General features: G+C 26.5%; 15 protein-coding genes and 1 tRNA gene. 4 read left to right on the top strand and 12 right to left on the bottom strand.

The window, feature by feature from the left end; all coding sequences use genetic code 11:
• Positions 1–82: 82 nt before the first annotated feature.
• The 7 genes from Q1J60_RS06880 to Q1J60_RS06910 all read right to left on the bottom strand — a co-directional run bounded on the left by Q1J60_RS06880 (position 83) and on the right by Q1J60_RS06910 (position 4,907).
• On the bottom strand, positions 83–337 hold the full coding sequence (locus tag Q1J60_RS06880; RefSeq protein WP_300260001.1) for a sigma factor-like helix-turn-helix DNA-binding protein: 255 nt from the start codon (positions 335–337) through the stop codon (positions 83–85).
• Between the two features lie 45 nt (positions 338–382).
• Entirely contained in the window at positions 383–766 is a 384-nt protein-coding gene (locus tag Q1J60_RS06885) for a sigma-70 family RNA polymerase sigma factor (RefSeq protein ID WP_300260004.1), read from the bottom strand.
• The gene (locus Q1J60_RS06890; protein WP_300260007.1) at positions 759–881 is read right to left on the bottom strand and encodes a hypothetical protein; all 123 of its coding nucleotides are present in this window, start codon (positions 879–881) and stop codon (positions 759–761) included. Before Q1J60_RS06890 ends, Q1J60_RS06885 begins: the two co-directional genes overlap by 8 nt.
• A 988-nt stretch (positions 882–1,869) precedes the next feature.
• Positions 1,870–2,292, bottom strand: coding sequence for a hypothetical protein (locus tag Q1J60_RS06895; protein WP_300260010.1), 423 nt, complete (start codon positions 2,290–2,292; stop codon positions 1,870–1,872).
• Between the two features lie 88 nt (positions 2,293–2,380).
• Complete coding sequence (locus Q1J60_RS06900) at positions 2,381–2,515, bottom strand: hypothetical protein (protein WP_300260013.1); 135 nt, start codon at positions 2,513–2,515, stop codon at positions 2,381–2,383.
• A gap of 195 nt (positions 2,516–2,710) precedes the next feature.
• A complete protein-coding gene (locus tag Q1J60_RS06905) occupies positions 2,711–3,739 on the bottom strand; it encodes a DUF2971 domain-containing protein (RefSeq protein ID WP_300260016.1) in 1,029 nt (342 codons plus the stop codon).
• Between the two features lie 700 nt (positions 3,740–4,439).
• On the bottom strand, positions 4,440–4,907 hold the full coding sequence (locus Q1J60_RS06910) for a molecular chaperone DnaJ (protein WP_300260018.1): 468 nt from the start codon (positions 4,905–4,907) through the stop codon (positions 4,440–4,442).
• 70 nt (positions 4,908–4,977) lie between these two features.
• On the opposite strand from Q1J60_RS06910, the gene Q1J60_RS06915 reads away from it, so the two are divergent.
• The gene (locus Q1J60_RS06915; RefSeq protein WP_300260041.1) at positions 4,978–5,223 is read left to right on the top strand and encodes a tyrosine-type recombinase/integrase; all 246 of its coding nucleotides are present in this window, start codon (positions 4,978–4,980) and stop codon (positions 5,221–5,223) included.
• Positions 5,224–5,364: 141 nt separating this feature from the next.
• On the opposite strand, the gene Q1J60_RS06920 is transcribed toward Q1J60_RS06915, so the two are convergent.
• Positions 5,365–5,441, bottom strand: a tRNA-Arg gene (locus tag Q1J60_RS06920).
• A gap of 189 nt (positions 5,442–5,630) precedes the next feature.
• Here Q1J60_RS06920 and Q1J60_RS06925 point away from each other — a divergent pair.
• Positions 5,631–6,506: a DegV family protein gene (locus Q1J60_RS06925; RefSeq protein ID WP_300260021.1), complete on the top strand. Its 876-nt coding sequence runs from the start codon at positions 5,631–5,633 to the stop codon at positions 6,504–6,506.
• 99 nt (positions 6,507–6,605) lie between these two features.
• Here Q1J60_RS06925 and pepT read toward each other — a convergent pair whose 3' ends face one another.
• The gene (gene pepT / locus Q1J60_RS06930) at positions 6,606–7,826 is read right to left on the bottom strand and encodes a peptidase T (RefSeq protein WP_300260023.1); all 1,221 of its coding nucleotides are present in this window, start codon (positions 7,824–7,826) and stop codon (positions 6,606–6,608) included.
• Positions 7,827–8,018: 192 nt separating this feature from the next.
• Here pepT and Q1J60_RS06935 point away from each other — a divergent pair, with 192 nt between their 5' ends.
• Positions 8,019–9,179, top strand: coding sequence for a L,D-transpeptidase (locus Q1J60_RS06935; protein ID WP_300260026.1), 1,161 nt, complete (start codon positions 8,019–8,021; stop codon positions 9,177–9,179).
• Between the two features lie 30 nt (positions 9,180–9,209).
• On the opposite strand, the gene Q1J60_RS06940 is transcribed toward Q1J60_RS06935, so the two are convergent.
• Positions 9,210–10,181, bottom strand: a complete 972-nt coding sequence (locus Q1J60_RS06940; protein ID WP_300260028.1) for a 3'-5' exoribonuclease YhaM family protein — start codon at positions 10,179–10,181, stop codon at positions 9,210–9,212.
• 135 nt (positions 10,182–10,316) lie between these two features.
• On the opposite strand from Q1J60_RS06940, the gene Q1J60_RS06945 reads away from it, so the two are divergent.
• Entirely contained in the window at positions 10,317–11,585 is a 1,269-nt protein-coding gene (locus tag Q1J60_RS06945; RefSeq protein ID WP_300260031.1) for a CCA tRNA nucleotidyltransferase, read from the top strand.
• A 37-nt stretch (positions 11,586–11,622) separates the two neighbouring features.
• Here the strand turns inward: Q1J60_RS06945 and addA are convergent, their stop codons facing one another.
• Both addA and addB read right to left on the bottom strand, forming a co-directional pair.
• Positions 11,623–15,438: a helicase-exonuclease AddAB subunit AddA gene (gene addA, locus Q1J60_RS06950; protein WP_300260034.1), complete on the bottom strand. Its 3,816-nt coding sequence runs from the start codon at positions 15,436–15,438 to the stop codon at positions 11,623–11,625.
• Positions 15,428–17,533: helicase-exonuclease AddAB subunit AddB (addB, locus tag Q1J60_RS06955; RefSeq protein ID WP_300260037.1), on the bottom strand; the 2,106-nt coding region annotated here is incomplete at its 5' end. The genes addB and addA, both read right to left, overlap by 11 nt.

Consider the following 17,533-nt stretch of genomic DNA (forward strand, 5'->3'; position numbering starts at 1 on the left):
TTTTACTTAATCCCATTTGCTCGGCTCTTTTTAACATCTCATTTCTTAATTCATCACTCATAATACATACTCCTGTTAATTACTAAATACTTATACCATAATCTAAATTTCTTAATACTCTCATAAAGCTTATATCTTCTGAATATCTTCTTTGATATTTGATTCTAAACCATTGACTACCTCTTAACTTTCTTATAGCTCTTGCCTTTGTATTTTTTATATCACTTGAAGAGGTTTCAAATATATCAGATATTTGTTCCATACTTAACTCTTCAGTATCCCAACCATAGTATAGTTTTAATATTTCTCTTTCATTAAGAGTATTATACTTGTCCATAACTACCTCTAATTCAAGCCTTAATTCACTTAGATATAATTCCTCTTATCTATCCTTTATCTCATCACTATGGCTCTCTATACTATTTATTAGTTCATCTTTATTCTCTTCATTTACTGGTGTATTAAGACTTATTTCCTCATTAGTGTTATATGTAGTAATGAATCTATGAATCTTTTGATATATCCAATAAAAAGCATATGTAATAAACTTAGTTCTTTTAATATACCCAATATCATATTTACTACAAGCTAATATAAATCCTATTCTTCCCTCCTGGAGCAAATCATCAAACTCAATAGAACTAGTTTTATCTGAATAGAATTTACTGGCTATCTTGTATATTAACTTATCATTATTTTCTAAAAGCTCATCTAAAGCCTTTTTATCTCCTTGCTGATATAATACAACAAGTTCCTCATTAGTCATTAATCTCACCCTCTTCACTTAAGTTATAACTAGGATATATTATTCTGTCATATACAAATTTAACATTAGTTTTATTTAACATATCTTTTAATTCTCTTGCTTTAAATCTTTTCATTCTTCCATTTATAAGCTCATGGTATATAATTTAGAAAGTGTATTTACTTACATATAAGCTCATATTTACTCCACCTAATATATTTAGGTTTATCAGGAATACTAATTAATAAATTAAATACTGTAATTCTTCTTAAATCCGCTTCTAACCTATTAAGTAATACAGATATTTTATACTTGATTACATTCTCTATATTTTCATCATAGATATTACTTCTATACTCATATACATTACGTTCTATACAATCTCTACAAGCAAATAATCCAATTCCTACTGGATATAAATACTTTCTTTTCCTACTACAATGAGGACATTTAAAGAACTTTCTATATCCAAAGCCAGTTTTCTGATACTCAACTTCTATAATTGACTTATCAATATAATTAGCACCGCTGTATGTGTAATATAGATTCTTAACTTCAATATAACTTTTATTAGTCTTTTTATTTGTTTTGTAAAAGAACGCTAAATTTATATGCCTATGCCCATTAATAAGATAATCTTAACTGGCTTATCTTCTTTTATTAAACTAATATCTATCCTCATTCTTTTATATTAAAACCTCCTAAATAACAAGCCTTTTTATGCAAGTACTCCGTTACATTAAAATTAGTATTTCTATAATTTAAACAACATTTAGCAACACTTAAAAGGGTGCAACGTTGCATTGAATTTATACAAGGTATTACAAGGCTCAAACGTTGACTTAAACGTTCGTTAAACGTTCCTTTTCGTTACCATTGGAACGCTCCTTTTTACGGAACGTTTTAATGGAGTACTCTGTCCAATTTCAATGTAGTACTCCATTAAAATTTATTGTTGTACTACATTCAAAGTGTGCATACTTTTTTTAAATTTTGTGTGCATACCATTTAATAAAATATCGAACTAAAAAACTATTTATATATTTATAAGCTAATCTAAGCCATCTATTTTCTCTTTCATTCTGCCAGTATATAAGTGAGCTAATTAATTTATTGTATGTAGTTCACCTCATGCCTTTAGGTTTTAAATCACTCTTTGGTAATGCTCCAGTATAGTACTTAATATCATGCTCTAACTCTAACTTATCCAGTATCTTATTTATCTTTAAATCACAATATTCCATACCTCTTCTATATGTATTAGTTGTTCTGTATCTCAATGATCCACACTCTCTACATTTCCAATTACCTTTTACTAAGTAAATATGTTTTCTAGGACTTAAACAATATGGACATAAAAATAAATGTTTCTCTCCAAAGTTATTTTTATATCTCTCTATTCTTATAAAGGTATTACCTATACATATCCCATTGTCTTTTATGGTTAAAATACTTCCTTTTAAGACACTTGATTTAAACCTAAACTTATTACCATTAAGACTTAAAATGTCGTCTACATCTAGCCTAAGACACTCATCTACATACACAACTTAACCACTCCTTATATATATGTGAAAACTACTAAATAGTAAGGCTTTTTAAGTAACTTATAATCAAATCTATATTGAAGAGGTATTATATTGATTGTTCCTCTTCTCTCTTACTTTTACGCTCCCAGTAACTAGAGTTATACTTCTTTACTCTATCTTTGTTCTTTTTACGCCATGCTCTCATATATGCGTTTCTTTCTTCTCTTGCCTTTTCATTCACTCTCAATTCTCCTTTCTATTTTTAAGCAACAAAAAAGCCACGAGAACAACACCAGTATTTATAACTGATTAATTGTTTCCCGTGGCTATATAACACGCCTTCCACCTTTTAGGTAGGGTACTTAGAATATTCTTTTTCTTAATCTTATTATATCATTTTTTTTAACTTTTTAATAAATAAATTTTATTATTTTTCTTATACCTTAAATTTTTCAAATTTAATATCATACTTATCATTTTCTATCATAGCTTGATAAAATTCTATATTTCTACCTTTCAAATTTTCATAAATATCCTTTTTATCAAAATCATTCATTTTGCATCCAAAATATATTGATTTAATAGGATAAAATTTTATACTCTTACCATATTCTCCATTTATAATTAATCTCCATTCATTTTCATACATCCAATGATAACTCTTTCTTAATATACCATCTCTATATACTGTCCAAATACCTTCTGGTTTCAAGTTTTCATAATATGAAATCACGTTTTTAAATATATCTTTTCTATTTATAGAATAAATAACTGGAAATATTAACTTTTCAATACTTTCAAATTCTTTTTTATATGATAGATCATACTCAACACAAAATCCTTTATGATTATTAGCATAATGTGCCCACATCAATAAATTATTATTACTTTTTGTAAAAGAACAAATCAAAAATTTCTGATATTCCTCATCTAAAATTCTATTTATCGCTTTTCTCCAATCTTTATATTCATTCAAATAACAATTTAATTTAGTTTCAAATATTTTTAATTGAAGGTATATATATTCATTCGACTTATCTTCAAATTCAAATATCTTATTTTCACTTTTACTTTTTTCATAAATTGCATTGCTTAGTGTATCTATCAAGTCATTTATATTAAATTGCTCTATATCCAACTTCAACTTTAAACATTTTAAATAAAATCCTACTCTATGCCTTTTAAAATTTGTTTTATCAACTAAATTACAATCATAAGGATCATTAAAATTATTTGGTTCATTTAAATAAACTGTATTATCTCTAATAGCTATTTTTGAATAATTAATTTTTTCTTTTTCAGTTTCTATTTCTATGTTTGGAAAGTATTTAAATAATGTATTAGGTTTGTTTATTATCTCTTTTACAAAATCATCTATACTCCATAATAGTATTTCTTCTTCTCCAAAAGGCTTATTATCTATAGTAACATTTTTAGTAAAAAATCCCCTTAAATCCCTTATCATATTTCACCTCTAAATTATATGATTTATATAAAATTTTATAGTTTTAATGATATCAATATTTACCACTAATTACTATAAACCTATAAAACATTTACAAAATTAAACAAATCAAAATATATCCCCTCTTACTTCATAAACCGAAAAAAATTTTTTTGACATAGATACTGTGACCTTTTTCTTATCACCAAAAACTTTTTAATACGTCCCTACCCTTAACCCTCTTCATGCCTTACTTTAATATTAATTTTAAATTCTCTATATCACTAATATTCTAGGTCTATTCTTTAATCTTTCTACTCTATTTACTCTATAAATAATCTAAATTTAAGACCTATTTTTATATAGTTTATAGGCTTTTTATTAGCCTTTCTATTCCCCTTTATTCTAAGACTAATACTTAACATAATACACAAACTGTTAACTTTCCAAAAACATATCAAACTATTGTATTAATGCTAAATTAAAGTATATTAAAAACTTAAACTTAACATTACCTCAATATGTTAAATTAATTACTAAATAAAAAAAGAGTAAATACATATCTATTAAATACATACTTACTCTTTTAAGATGTTTGACAATGTATATTCTAATACAATTTAAATATAAAATAGCTAATACTAGAATACTTTCATTACCAATAAACAAAAATTACAGTATATAAATTTAAAACTAAAAACATTATATACTCAATACTTTATTAAAATATACTCTCTAGCTTATCCTTTATCTCATTAATAGACTTCATCTTCTCTCCATTATCCTTAGTTATATCGGGGTGATATTTCTTTGCCATAGCTCTATACCCTAACTTTATAAATTCTTTTGCTACTTCTTTTGTAGTGTCATTAAAATTTATAGAACTTGTATCACTACTAAAACCACTAGAATATGATTTATAATACTCTTTATATTGATTGTATTCTTCCTGTTGTCTTTTACTATCCTCTTCCTTCTTAACCCTCTCACGCTCTAAAATTTCCTCTCTAATATCTAAATACTTGTCATATATTAAATCCTCTTCTAACTCACTAACTATTTCTCTTTCAGCTAAAACTCTCTTTATATGTTTTGATATGATACTAACCTTTATTTCAGTAAAATCAATATACTGTAGTGTTATTATATATTTATCACTAATTTTTACCTTACCAGTTTCTTTATCCATATATCTCTCACATAAATAAAACTTATATGTTTCACCGTATTTATCCTTACCTTGAGATTCTAATATTGATATTTATTTTGATAATAATTTAGTATTCTCAACACCACAAGGAAACTATTTAAGTGAAAGTAATGCAAGAAAAACTTTTAAAAGAGTATTGAAGAAATGTAACTTAAATGATTTTAGATTCCATGACTTAAGGCATACCTTTGCTACTAGATTATTTGAAAATGGAATACCTCCTAAAACAGTTCAATCCCTTTTAGGTCATAGTAATATATCAACTACTCTAAATATATATATACTCATGCTATGAAAGATACAAAAGATAATGCTATAGATAAGCTTAATTTCTTATTTAATTTATGATGAAAATTATATTTTTAATTTCTATTGCACACCTATTGCACAATTTCTAAAAAAATAAGGGCTACAAAAACCTTGTAACCCTTGAAATTGGTGCGGCGAAGAGGATTCGAACCCCCGACCAATCGGTTCGTAGCCGACTACTCTATCCAGCTGAGCTACCACCGCATATTAACAGACTTATAATATCATATATTCATTAATAAATCAAGATATTACATATTCTTTCCAAAACTTAAATTATTATTAAATATACTATTTATGGCTCTTTCTTATATTATATACTCTAGATATTTTTTACATTAAATATTATACTTATTTAGAATAACTCTATTAAGAAAAGGAGGAAAATTTATTTTGAAAAAATTTGTTATATTTACTGATTCGGCAGCTGATTTGCCAAAAGGTATGGTAAAAGATTTAGATATTAATTATTTAGGACTTATATGTAATATTAATAATACAGAATACATTGACAATATTAATAGTGAATTAACTCCAAAAGCTTTCTATAATAAATTAAGAGAAGGTATAATGCCATCAACAAGTCAAATAAACTCATTTAGATTTGTTGAAGCCTTTGAAGAATATGTTAAGGAAGGAGTATCTATTTTATATTTAGCATTTTCATCAGCTCTAAGTGGAACATATAATAGTTCACTTATTGCTAGAGAGGAATTATTAGAAAAATATCCTGATGCTGATATAAAAATAGTTGATACTAAAGCCGCTTGCTTAGGTCAAGGATTAATAGTTTATTATGCTGCTCAAATGAAAAAGGATGGAAAGTCTATAGATGAAATCTACTCTTGGGTAGAAGAAAACAAAAATAAATTATGCCATTACTTTACAGTAGATAGCTTAGATCATTTAAAAAGAGGTGGAAGAATTTCATCTACAGCAGCAGCTATTGGTAGCTTATTAAGTATAAAGCCAATGCTATATGTAAATGATGCAGGAGAACTTCATAATTTTGCTAAGGCTAAAGGAAGAAAAAAATCTTTAAAAATATTATTCCAAGAGCTTGAAAAACATATTGTAAATCCCGAAGAGCAAACAATTTTTATTGCTCATAGTGATTGTGTTGAAGATGCAGAGACTTTAGCAGAAATGATTAAAGAAAAATATAATGTAAAAAATATAGTTATAGATTATATAGGAATAGTTATAGGTTCTCATACAGGTATAGGAACACTTGCTTTATTCTTTTTGGGAGATACAAAAGAACCTTAATAAAGTAAGTTAATTATTATAAATTAATAAAAAATTAAACCCTATAAATATATTTAGATAGTTAATCAAAATATATTTATAGGGTTATTTTATTTAATGTTATTTTTCTGCATAAATTTTTATTATATTTAGTATTACTTCAACAGCCTTTTCCATTGAATTTATTGATATATATTCATATCTTCCATGGAAATTTTCTCCACCAGTGAATAGATTTGGAGTTGGTAATCCCATAAATGATAATCTTGCTCCATCAGTTCCTCCTCTTATAGGATTTTTGATTGGCTCAATTCCACATTGTTTCATTGCCTTTTCAGCAGTTTCAACAATATGCATTCTAGGTTCTATCATTTCTTTCATATTCATATATTGATCTTTTAAATTTACTGTAACAGTACCTTCTCCATACTTTTTATTTAATTCATTAGCTATTTCATTAAATCTTTCTTTTCTATTTTTAAAGCCTTCTTTATCAAAATCTCTTATTATAAATGATAATGAAGTTTTTTCTACTTCCCCTTCTATATCTAATAGGAATGAGAAACCTTCATATCCTTCTGTTTTTTCTGGAACTTCATCTAAAGGAAGCATAGAAATAAATTCATGAGCAACTAAAATAGAGTTAATCATTTTTCCTTTAGCACTTCCTGGGTGAACATTTTTACCTATTATTTCAATCTTAGCACTTGCAGCATTAAAGTTTTCATATTCTAATTCACCTATTCTTCCGCCATCTAATGTGTAAGCAAAATCTGCTCCAAAGCCTTTAACATCAAAATGATCTGCTCCTTCTCCAATTTCTTCATCTGGAGTAAATCCTATTTTAATATCACCATGTTTTATTTCTGGATGATTTATTAAATATTCAATAGCTGTTACTATTTCTGCTACTCCTGCTTTATCATCAGCACCTAAAAGAGTAGTTCCATCAGTAGTTATTAAAGTTTGACCTTTATACATTGGAAGTTCTGGTGAAAAGCTTGGTGATAATGTATATCCATTTCCAAGATAAATATCCTTACCATCATAATTTTCAACAATTTTAGGATTAACATTTTTTCCACTCATATCTGGTGCAGTATCCATATGTGAAATAAATCCTATTTTCGGAATATTCTTATCACAATTGCTCTTTAAATAAGCATATACATATCCTTCTTCACTTATTCTTACTTCATCTACTCCAATTTCCTTTAATTCTTCTGCAAGTATTTTTCCTAACTCTAATTGCCCCTTTGTACTAGGAGTAGTCCTTGTTGTCTCATCTGATTTAGTATCTACTTTTACATATTCTAAAAATCTTTCATGAACCTTCTTCATTCTCAACACCACCTTATATAAAAACTGTTAATATTTTGTTAAAACCATTTCTTTATACTAATATTATGACCGTTTCATAAAAAAAATACAATAGTTGTCATTTATTAATAAACAAAAATATCCTATAATGATTAATATTAGTATTATTGTCCATAATTAAAGTAAAATAATAAATTTAAATAGAGGTAAAAGATGAAAAATAAAAAACTTTTAATTTCAATCTCTTCAGCAATATCAATATTATTAATTATAATTGTTTCATACTTCATATTTTCATACTCAAATAACTTAAATAAATTTAAAGAGTATTTATCATTAAATAATTATAAAGACGCCTCTGATTATTTTAATAAGGGGACAAATAATATTATATTTAGAAAAACTTTTCTTAAATCATCAGAAAGTATAATTACAGAAAAACTATCAGAAATAGAAAATAATTATTATTATGGAAATGTATCTGAAGAAGAAACTGTAGAAGGATTAAATGGACTATTATCTTTAAATGTATCTAATGATGAAATTTTAAATTTAAAAAATAAAATTCCTCTAGTAAAAGATTCAAAAGAATCTTTTGATGTTGGAGTTTCCAAACTAGATGAATCAAATTATTTAGAAGCTTTAAATTATTTTAAAAGTGTACATAATCTTTCAGATTATAAAGATCAAGCACTAGAATACGAAGAAACTTGCTTAAATAAAATAAGAGAACCTATTTTAAAAACTGTAGATGAATATATCTCCAATAAAAAATATTCAAATGGAATAAAATATTTAGATTCTCAAATCAATTCTCTCCCTGAAGATTCAAAGTTACAAGAAAAAAGAAATGAATTAGAGAAGCTTAGATTAGAATATCTTGAAAATTATAGTCAAGAGAATATAGATAAAGGCACAGCTAGAACAGCTCCTGTTATGGAATACTATAAAAAATTAAATAAAGATACAATAAATCAATTTGATATAACTAGTAATACTAATTATTTAGTTTTTGTAAATATAGCTGAACAAAAAACTTATGTCTATGAAGGTTCAAAAAATAATTGGACTTTAGCTAAGACCTTTACATGTTCAACAGGTATTGAAGGAAAAGAAACTCCTGTAGGAGTATTTACTGTACAAAATAGAGCTCCTTGGTTTTTTTCACCTAAATATGCACAGGGAGGTAAATACTATGTTCAATTTATGGGAAACTATTTATTCCACTCAATCCCATTTGATTCTGATAAGACTACCATATCTGATCCAACACTAGGTGTACCAGCTTCTCATGGTTGCATAAGATTAGCCGTTGAAGATTCTAAATGGTTATATGACAATGTAAAAAATGGCTCAAAGATAATAATATACTAAAATAAAAAAACAGCTCACTTTGAGCTGTTTTTAATTATTTTTTTCATACATTCCATGATTGTATATTCTTCTACTATCTAAAGACCAAATTCTTTCTGAAAATTCATTTTCCTTAGTTTCCTTAATTGCTTTTTTCATATCGTACATTCTAGCATCCATTACATCTAAATAATGTAACATTTCAGCTTCTGGTATAAGAGGTTTAACAGGACTTCCATATTCAGGTTCATAGTGATGTGATAAGACCATATGTTGAAGCAACATTATAATTTTACTATCTGCATTAACTTCTTTTCCTATTACTTCAATTTCCTTTATTCCTTGAGTAATATGTCCAAGCAAAGTTCCCTCTAAAGTATATTCATCTACTATACCCATTTCATTAGAAGACATCTCTTTGATTTTAGCTATATCATGAAGTATTACTCCTGAATAAACCAAATCTTTGTTTAAGAAATCATATATTGGACAAATATTTTCAGCTAACTTTAACATAGTTGTTATATGATATAAAAGGCCTCCCTTTATAGAATGATGATTTGATTTAGCTGCTGGATAGTACATAAGTTTATCCTTATTAATTTCTAAAACTCTATTTAGAATATTTTTTATATCCACATCCTTAATATTATTAACAGTATCTTTTATATTCTTAAACATTTCATCACTAGTATATGGCGCACTTTGAACAAAATCATCTAAGTTTATATCATCTTCTTCAGTAACTTTACTAGAATGTTCTACCTTTAACTGTAAAGTTCCTTGCCAACTATTTACCGTACCTCTAATCTTAAATACTGTATTAGCTTTTAACTCTTCATGCTCAGGTTTAATCTCCCATACCTTGCCTAATATATCACCAGTTTTATCACTTAAAACTAAATCTAAATATTTTTTTCCACCAGAATTAGTAGTTTTTAAAGTAACTGATTTTAAAAGAAAAAAACCTTCGACTCTTTCTCCTTTAACGAATTCACCTATTTTTTTTATCGGTATTTCCATAAGTCTATCCTTTCTTTCACTTTAATCTCTATTTTAATTATTGCATATTATTATTTTTTGTAAACAAATAACTACTCTATTTATAGCTAAAATTTATATTAATTGATAAAATAACTAATAGGAGGTGAAAGATTAATGAAATTACCTAACAATGTCCAATATATTTTAGAGAAATTTAACTCTAATGGTTTTGAAGCCTTTATAGTTGGTGGTTGTGTAAGAGATTATTTATTAAATAAAAAACCTCAAGATTATGATATTACAACCAATGCATTCCCTGAAAAAATAGAAGATCTTTTTGATAAAACTATTCCAACTGGTATTAAGCATGGAACAGTAACAGTTTTAATTGACAAAAATCCTTATGAAGTAACTACTTATAGAGTAGATGGAGAATATTTAAATAATAGAAAGCCCAAAAACGTAAAGTTCGTTTCTAACATAGAAGAAGATTTGTCAAGAAGAGATTTTACTATAAACGCAATGGCATATAGCCCTTATTTAGGATTTAAGGATTATTTTAATGGAAAAGATGATCTTAAAAACAAATTAATAAGATGCGTTGGAAATCCTGATAAACGTTTTTCTGAAGACGCCTTAAGAATGCTTAGAGCAATTAGATTTAGCTGTCAATTAAACTTTAAAATAGAAAAATTAACTGCTGAATCTATAAAAAAGAATTTTAAATTAATAAAAAATATAAGCATGGAAAGAATTCAAAGTGAATTTACTAAAATCATTTTAAGCAATGATCCTGATAAAGGTCTTATGCTTCTTAGAAAACTTGGATTTTCTGATTTTTTAATTAAGGAATTTAATAATTTAAAACTAATAAATTGCTATGATGTATATGATGATATTCATGATACTTATAGATTAATAAATTCTCTTCCTAAAAAACTTCATGTAAGATTAGCAGGATTATTCTATAAAGTTTATAATTCTCAAAATGCAGTTGAAAAGTGTAGAACCATATTAAAGAAACTTAAATATGATAATAATACAATCAATGATACTTGTAACTTAGTAAAAAATTTAAATAATATTTCATATAATATGACAAGAAAAAAACTAAAACTACTTATAAACTCAGTTGGAACTGAAAATATATTTGATTTGTTAAATTTACAAAAATCATATTTATCTTACATGGATGAATATGATACTGAGTATATAGATATATTAAAAAATAGGGTTTCTGATATATTAGTTTCAAAAGAACCTATATTTATTAAAGATTTAGCCATAACAGGAAATGATTTAATTAATGAACTTAATTATAAACCTGGAAAAAATATAGGTGTTATATTAAATTTTCTTCTTGAAAATGTAATGCAAACACCAGAGCTAAATACTAAAGAAGACTTACTAAATCTTAGTAAGCAATTTTATTCATATAATTAAACTTAGCTACTCTAAACATAGAAAATAAGCAAGGAAATTATTCCTTGCTTATTTTTAATTCTTTTTCAAGATAGAAGGAATACAGATACGCTTCCTTAACTTCTTCCCCTAAAATTTTATTCAATGTTTCTTTATATAAGTTAATTTGAACTTTATATTTATTTATGAAGTCTTCTTCCTCTCCATCTTTGACATAATCAGTTTTATAATCTAAAAGAACATATCCATCATCTTCCTCAAAGAAGGCGTCTATAATACCTTGTAATCTAATTTTTTCCTCTCCATATATTTTAGGATCAAGATTTTTTTCTATAATACTGCTTGGAACATAAGTTATAAATGGTAATTCTCTATATACCTTTTTACCAGATTTATATGAGTTTAACATTCTTTGTCCTAAATCACTTTTAAAGAATTTTTGTATTTTAAATACATTTACCACTTTTCCTTCTTCTTCTGTTAAAAGTTCTTTCTTAACCATTTGCAAAACTTCCTCTTTTATTTCATCTATATAAGTTACCTTATCTAAATCAATATGTTGCATTACAAAATGAGTTATAGTTCCCTTCTTAGCTGCTGAAAACTCTTCCTGTCTTTCCTCAATAAATCTTGGTTTTCTTTTTATTTTTTCTTTTTTATTTTCTTCATTAACTTCACTATCAATAATATTATAACTTTCTTTTATAAACTCTTCTTCTTGATTGTCCCTCTTTAATTCAGTTACAGAAATATTTGAAGGAGTATTACAAGACTCTATATATTTATATTTAAAACCTAATCTATTTCTTATTTCTATAACTTCTTTTATATCTTTTTTAGACTCAATCCAATTATTACTCTCAAAAATATCAATATTATTTTTTTCTTTTTTATTATTATTTATTTCTAAAAGCTCACTTCTCTCTAAGCTTTTAAAACTCCAATTAGATTTATCATCTAAATTTAAAGTTATATCACCATTACCAATACTTCTTATAGCATCTCCATCTTTGTGTTTTGTTAAAGCCATACAAATCCAATCTAAATAACTCTTCCCTTTCAAAACATTTACAGGATTTATTCTATTATCCTCTGAAGAAGCCGAAGCCTTACACCAATTTTCACAAGACTTTTCTAAATCTGATACAGCACCAGTTATAATTAATTTTTCCTTAGCTCTTGTGAAGGCAACATATAATATTCTCATTTCTTCTGATAGAACTTCTAATTCACATTTTTTCTTTATAGCATGCTTTTGAAGAGTGTCATACTTTATTCTCTTCTTAACATCTATGCAATTTGTTCCTATACCTAAAGTTTCGTGAAGAAGTATATCTTCTCTTAAGTCCATCTTATTAAATTGCTTTCCTGTTCCACCTAATATGACAACTGGAAATTCTAGCCCCTTACTCTTATGAATACTCATTATTCTTACAACATTCTCATTTTCTCCAAGAATCTTTGCACTTCCCATATCACCAGAAGACTTTTTAAGCTTATTTATGAAGTTTATAAAATTAAATAACCCTTTAAAACTAGTTGATTCATATTGCTTTGCCCTTTGAAATAATATTCTTAAATTTGCTTGTCTTTGAACTCCATTTGGCATTGTTCCAACATATCCATAATATGATGTATCAGAATATAAAAACCAAATAAATTCATCTATTGGCATATAGGCAGCTTTTTCTCTCCACTTATTTAAATAGCCTAAAAAGTACTTACACTTATCTTTTAAATCATTAGATATAATTTCATCATAAGTTCCACACACAACTTCCTTAATTATTTCAAAGAAGTATTTATCTCTGTTTAATAATCTTAAATCTGCAAATTCTTCAGATGTAAATGAAAATATTGGCGAACGTAATGCAGATAATATATAAATATCCTGCATTGGATTATCTATTATGTGTAATAAGGATAATATAGTTCTAATTTCAATAGTTTGAAAATATCCTGTCCCTGTATCAGCATAAACAGGTATTCCATAAGTTCCAAGTTCATCAACAAAGGTTTCTGACCAATTCTTAGTTGCTCTAAGTAAAATAACAATATCCTTATATTTAATCTTTCTATATTTACCTAAATCCTTATCAAAAACCATATAGTGACTTCCATCTTCAGGATTCATTAGCTCATTAATTTTTTTACCAATTATTCTAGCTTCTAATTGTATACTATCTAAATCTTCTTCCTCTTCTCCTAGTTCATCATTATTGCTATAATCCTTATTACCTGCTTTATTTAATATATTTATCTCTATGTCACCAGCAACTTTTAGATTTTCTATTTCATCTATATACTCTTTTTCTACATTTTCTTCCTTCAACTCATAATAAGTAGCCCCTAAGTTTAAAGCCTCTTTTTCATCATATTCAAGCTCTCCAACAGTATTACTCATTAATGTTTTAAAGATATAGTTTACTCCATTTATTATTTCATCCCTACTTCTAAAGTTTTTATAGAGCATTATTTTTCTATTTGAATTTTCAAATTCACTATAATTAATGTATTTCTCTAAGAACAGTTCTGGATTTGCCTGTCTAAACTTATATATACTTTGTTTAACATCTCCAACCATAAAGACATTATGATTTTCTCCATCTCTTCTTGACACCATTCCTACAATAGTTTCTTGAATTGTATTACTATCCTGATATTCATCAACTAAAACTTCTTCAAATTTATCCTTAAATTCTAAAGCAACCTGTGAAGGTTTTATGTTTCCTTCTTCATCTTTATCTATTAATATTTCTAAGCAAAGATGTTCCAAGTCATTAAAATCTAAAATATCTTTTTCTCTTTTTTTATCCCTATACCTATCAGAAAATTCAATCACTAAACGGCTTAAACATTTCATTAAAGGATACATCTTTTTCATGCCTAAAATAGCTTCTTCTAAAGAAGTCTCAAAAACATTATCCCTTAAATTCTCTATTATTTTTTTACTCTCATCTCTAAGACTTTTAGTTTTTTCTAATGCACTTTCATCATCAACACTAGTTTTTCTAACCGATTTTAATCTTCCAAAACTTGCTCCCATAAGCTTATTATAAAATGTAACTATACCTTCACCTAAAGCAATTTTAAGCTCTTCAACCTGAATTATTTCAGGATATATATTAACTAAATAAGGCTCAAGTCCTCCCCCCATTTCAGCTATATCTCTAGCTTGAGCAAGCATTGAATGAGCATTATTTAAATCTAAAATTATACTTTCCTTTAAGACACCTATCCACTTTTTGCCTTCAAGTTCCTCTATAGAATTTATATTAAATTCCTCTACCTTATCATTTAGCCAAGCTTCTGGCCAAGGACCACTCATTATAAAATTATAGAATTTTAATATTATTCTATTTAAATTATCATCACTTTTACTTCCACCATAAGCTTCAACTAAATCTTTAAAACATTCGTCATCTTTAGCATACATATCCTCAAAAAGATCTGCTAAAATATCTTGCTTTATAAGTTCACATTCCGTTTGATCTCCTATTCTAAAACCAGGATCTAAGTCTATTAAGTGGAAATTATTTTTTATAACTTCTAAACAAAAAGAATGCATAGTAGTTATACTAGCTCTATTTAAAAGAGCTAATTGTCTTTGAAGCACTTCAGAACTAGGATCTTTCTCTAAAGCTTTAGAGATTGCATCTCCTATTCTCTCTCTCATTTCAGAAGCAGCAGCATTAGTAAATGTAACAACTAGTAATTTATCTATATCAACAGGATTTTTACCCTCTGTTATCATTTTTATAATTCTTTCAACTAATACAGCAGTTTTTCCTGATCCAGCCGCTGCTGCCACTAAAAGGTTACATTTTCTAGTATTTATAGCTAATTCTTGTTCCTCAGTCCATTTAGTCCCCATTTACTTCACCACCTACTTTTTCATTTATACTCTTCCATATGTCTTCTTCTTTTTTCTTAGGAATAACTTTATATCTATTGTCTTCTAAACTAGAATCAAACTGGCATATATGCGAATAGTTACAATAATCACATACTATATTTTTATTTTCTTTACATGGTTCTATATCAATTTTACCTTCTATCATGTTTTGGCATATCTCAACCATTTTTTCATTTACATACTTTCTTAATAATTCAAACTGCTCAATGGTTATTAAAGCTTTATTTTTTCCTAAATCCCCTGCCTTTTTCATGTTTGCAGGTATTATAAGAGAATGTGTTCCTGGTTCTAAAGTATTATCCATTGCCTTAATAACTTTTACATCATCAAGTAGAAGACCTTCTAATTTTAACTCTTTTAAAATCTCTTCTTTTATTTCTTCTTCTGTTAAATCTCCCTTAGATTTTAATATAGGGTCATCTATTCTAAAATAAAGTATTGCTCCTGGCATAGCTTGACTTTCAACTATATTTTCTGAATTTTTTATAAGAGCATCTAAATAAACTAAAAGTTGCATTTGAAGTCCATTATAAAATTTATTTAAGTCAAACTTTTTAGAACCTGTTTTATAATCTATAATTCTTAAATAGGTTTCACCATCTAAGTTTAATTTATCAACTCTATCTATTCTTCCATTTAAATAAAAACTTTCCCCTGAAGGAAGATCTAGTTTTATTGAGTTAACATCTTTAGAAAATCCAAAGGCTAATTCATTTTTATAAATTTCAAAATCACTTCTTTTCATTTGTTCACTAATTACCATAACTGATTTTGTAAGAATTCTTTTAAATCTATCTGTAAAGTAAGAATATCTCTTTGAGCTATTTAATATAGATGATTTATTATTTTTAACTTGATTATCAACTAAAGAATTTATTATATTTTTGCAATTTTCCTTGCTTAAATCACTCCATTTTAAATTTTGTTCCTTAATTTCATTAGTAAACTCATCTAATATTTCATGCATAAAGCTACCTAAATCAGGTGCTGTAAACTCATATATTTTTCTGTCTTTAGCTTTTAATCCATATTGTATATAGTAAGCAAATGGACAATTTGCATATCTCTCTAATCTTGAAACACTTAATGAAATTTTATTTTTACTATCTTCATAAAGCTTTTTGGCCTTTTCCTTTGAAATATTATTTTCTAAATTAGTGTATTCAAGCCCCTTCTTTACATACTCTATTCTTTCTTTCCATTTAGGTTCTCTTAAATACCAATCATAAACATATTTCCAATACTCCTCTATATTAGCACCATCATAATTTTTTCTAATTGCTATCATAAGATCATTTAAGGTAGGAATCTTAGCAGAAATCTTCTCATATTTATCATTTATTAACTTAAAGCCTTCACTTTCTTCCTTTACATTTGGAAGTATCTTTTTAAGTCTATGAACTATAATAGATGATCTTTGAGATTTTCCTTCAAAATCTGCTAATGGGTAAGTAACAACTAAATATTCCTCAGCTATGGTAAAGGCTGTATAAACTAAAAACTGCTCTTCAAACATTTTAGTTCTAGTATCTGAAGCTAATAAAATTCCTTTTTCAAGTAAAATTTCTCTATCATTATCTGATAATATTCCTTCTTCTTTACTAGCTGAAGGGAGTACCCCATCATTTACTCCTATAATGTATAAAGCCTTTGCTCCTCTACTTTTTATTCTAGTTATATCTCCTATATTTACTTGATCTAAAGCTACAGGAATTAATCCCATTTCATATTGAGATAATCCAATATTTAATACCTTCATGAATTCATTTAAGTCCATAACTTCATTTCCTAGAACATCAACTGCCTGTTCTAAAACATCTATGAAAATATCTCTTACCTCAGAATACTCCTTTGCCTCAATAGCCATATCTTTTCCCTCGAAGTACTCAACATACTTATCTATTGTATTCATAACATCTAATTTAGAGTCTAAAAATTCATATAAAATTATGGCAAATTCCTTTAAAGTTTTCTTTCCTTTACACTGTTTATTAAACTCCTCTAAAGGAGTGACTATAGTTTCTCTAATATCATTTAATCTTTCTAATCTTTG

The sequence above is a fragment of the Clostridium sp. genome, from assembly GCF_029258205.1.
In the GTDB taxonomy this organism is placed as follows: Bacteria; Bacillota; Clostridia; order Clostridiales; family Clostridiaceae; genus Sarcina.

Excerpts from the sequence above, each read along its gene's own strand:
- Q1J60_RS06880 (WP_300260001.1), bottom strand. The coding sequence starts at position 337 with ATGGACAAGTATAATACTCTTAATGAAAGAGAAATATTAAAACTATAC.
- Q1J60_RS06885 (WP_300260004.1), bottom strand. The coding sequence starts at position 766 with ATGACTAATGAGGAACTTGTTGTATTATATCAGCAAGGAGATAAAAAG.
- Q1J60_RS06890 (WP_300260007.1), bottom strand. The coding sequence starts at position 881 with ATGAAAAGATTTAAAGCAAGAGAATTAAAAGATATGTTAAATAAAACT.
- Q1J60_RS06905 (WP_300260016.1), bottom strand. The coding sequence starts at position 3,739 with ATGATAAGGGATTTAAGGGGATTTTTTACTAAAAATGTTACTATAGAT.
- Q1J60_RS06910 (WP_300260018.1), bottom strand. The coding sequence starts at position 4,907 with ATGGATAAAGAAACTGGTAAGGTAAAAATTAGTGATAAATATATAATA.
- pepT (WP_300260023.1), bottom strand. The coding sequence starts at position 7,826 with ATGAAGAAGGTTCATGAAAGATTTTTAGAATATGTAAAAGTAGATACT.
- Q1J60_RS06935 (WP_300260026.1), top strand. The coding sequence starts at position 8,019 with ATGAAAAATAAAAAACTTTTAATTTCAATCTCTTCAGCAATATCAATA.
- Q1J60_RS06940 (WP_300260028.1), bottom strand. The coding sequence starts at position 10,181 with ATGGAAATACCGATAAAAAAAATAGGTGAATTCGTTAAAGGAGAAAGA.
- Q1J60_RS06945 (WP_300260031.1), top strand. The coding sequence starts at position 10,317 with ATGAAATTACCTAACAATGTCCAATATATTTTAGAGAAATTTAACTCT.
- addA (WP_300260034.1), bottom strand. The coding sequence starts at position 15,438 with ATGGGGACTAAATGGACTGAGGAACAAGAATTAGCTATAAATACTAGA.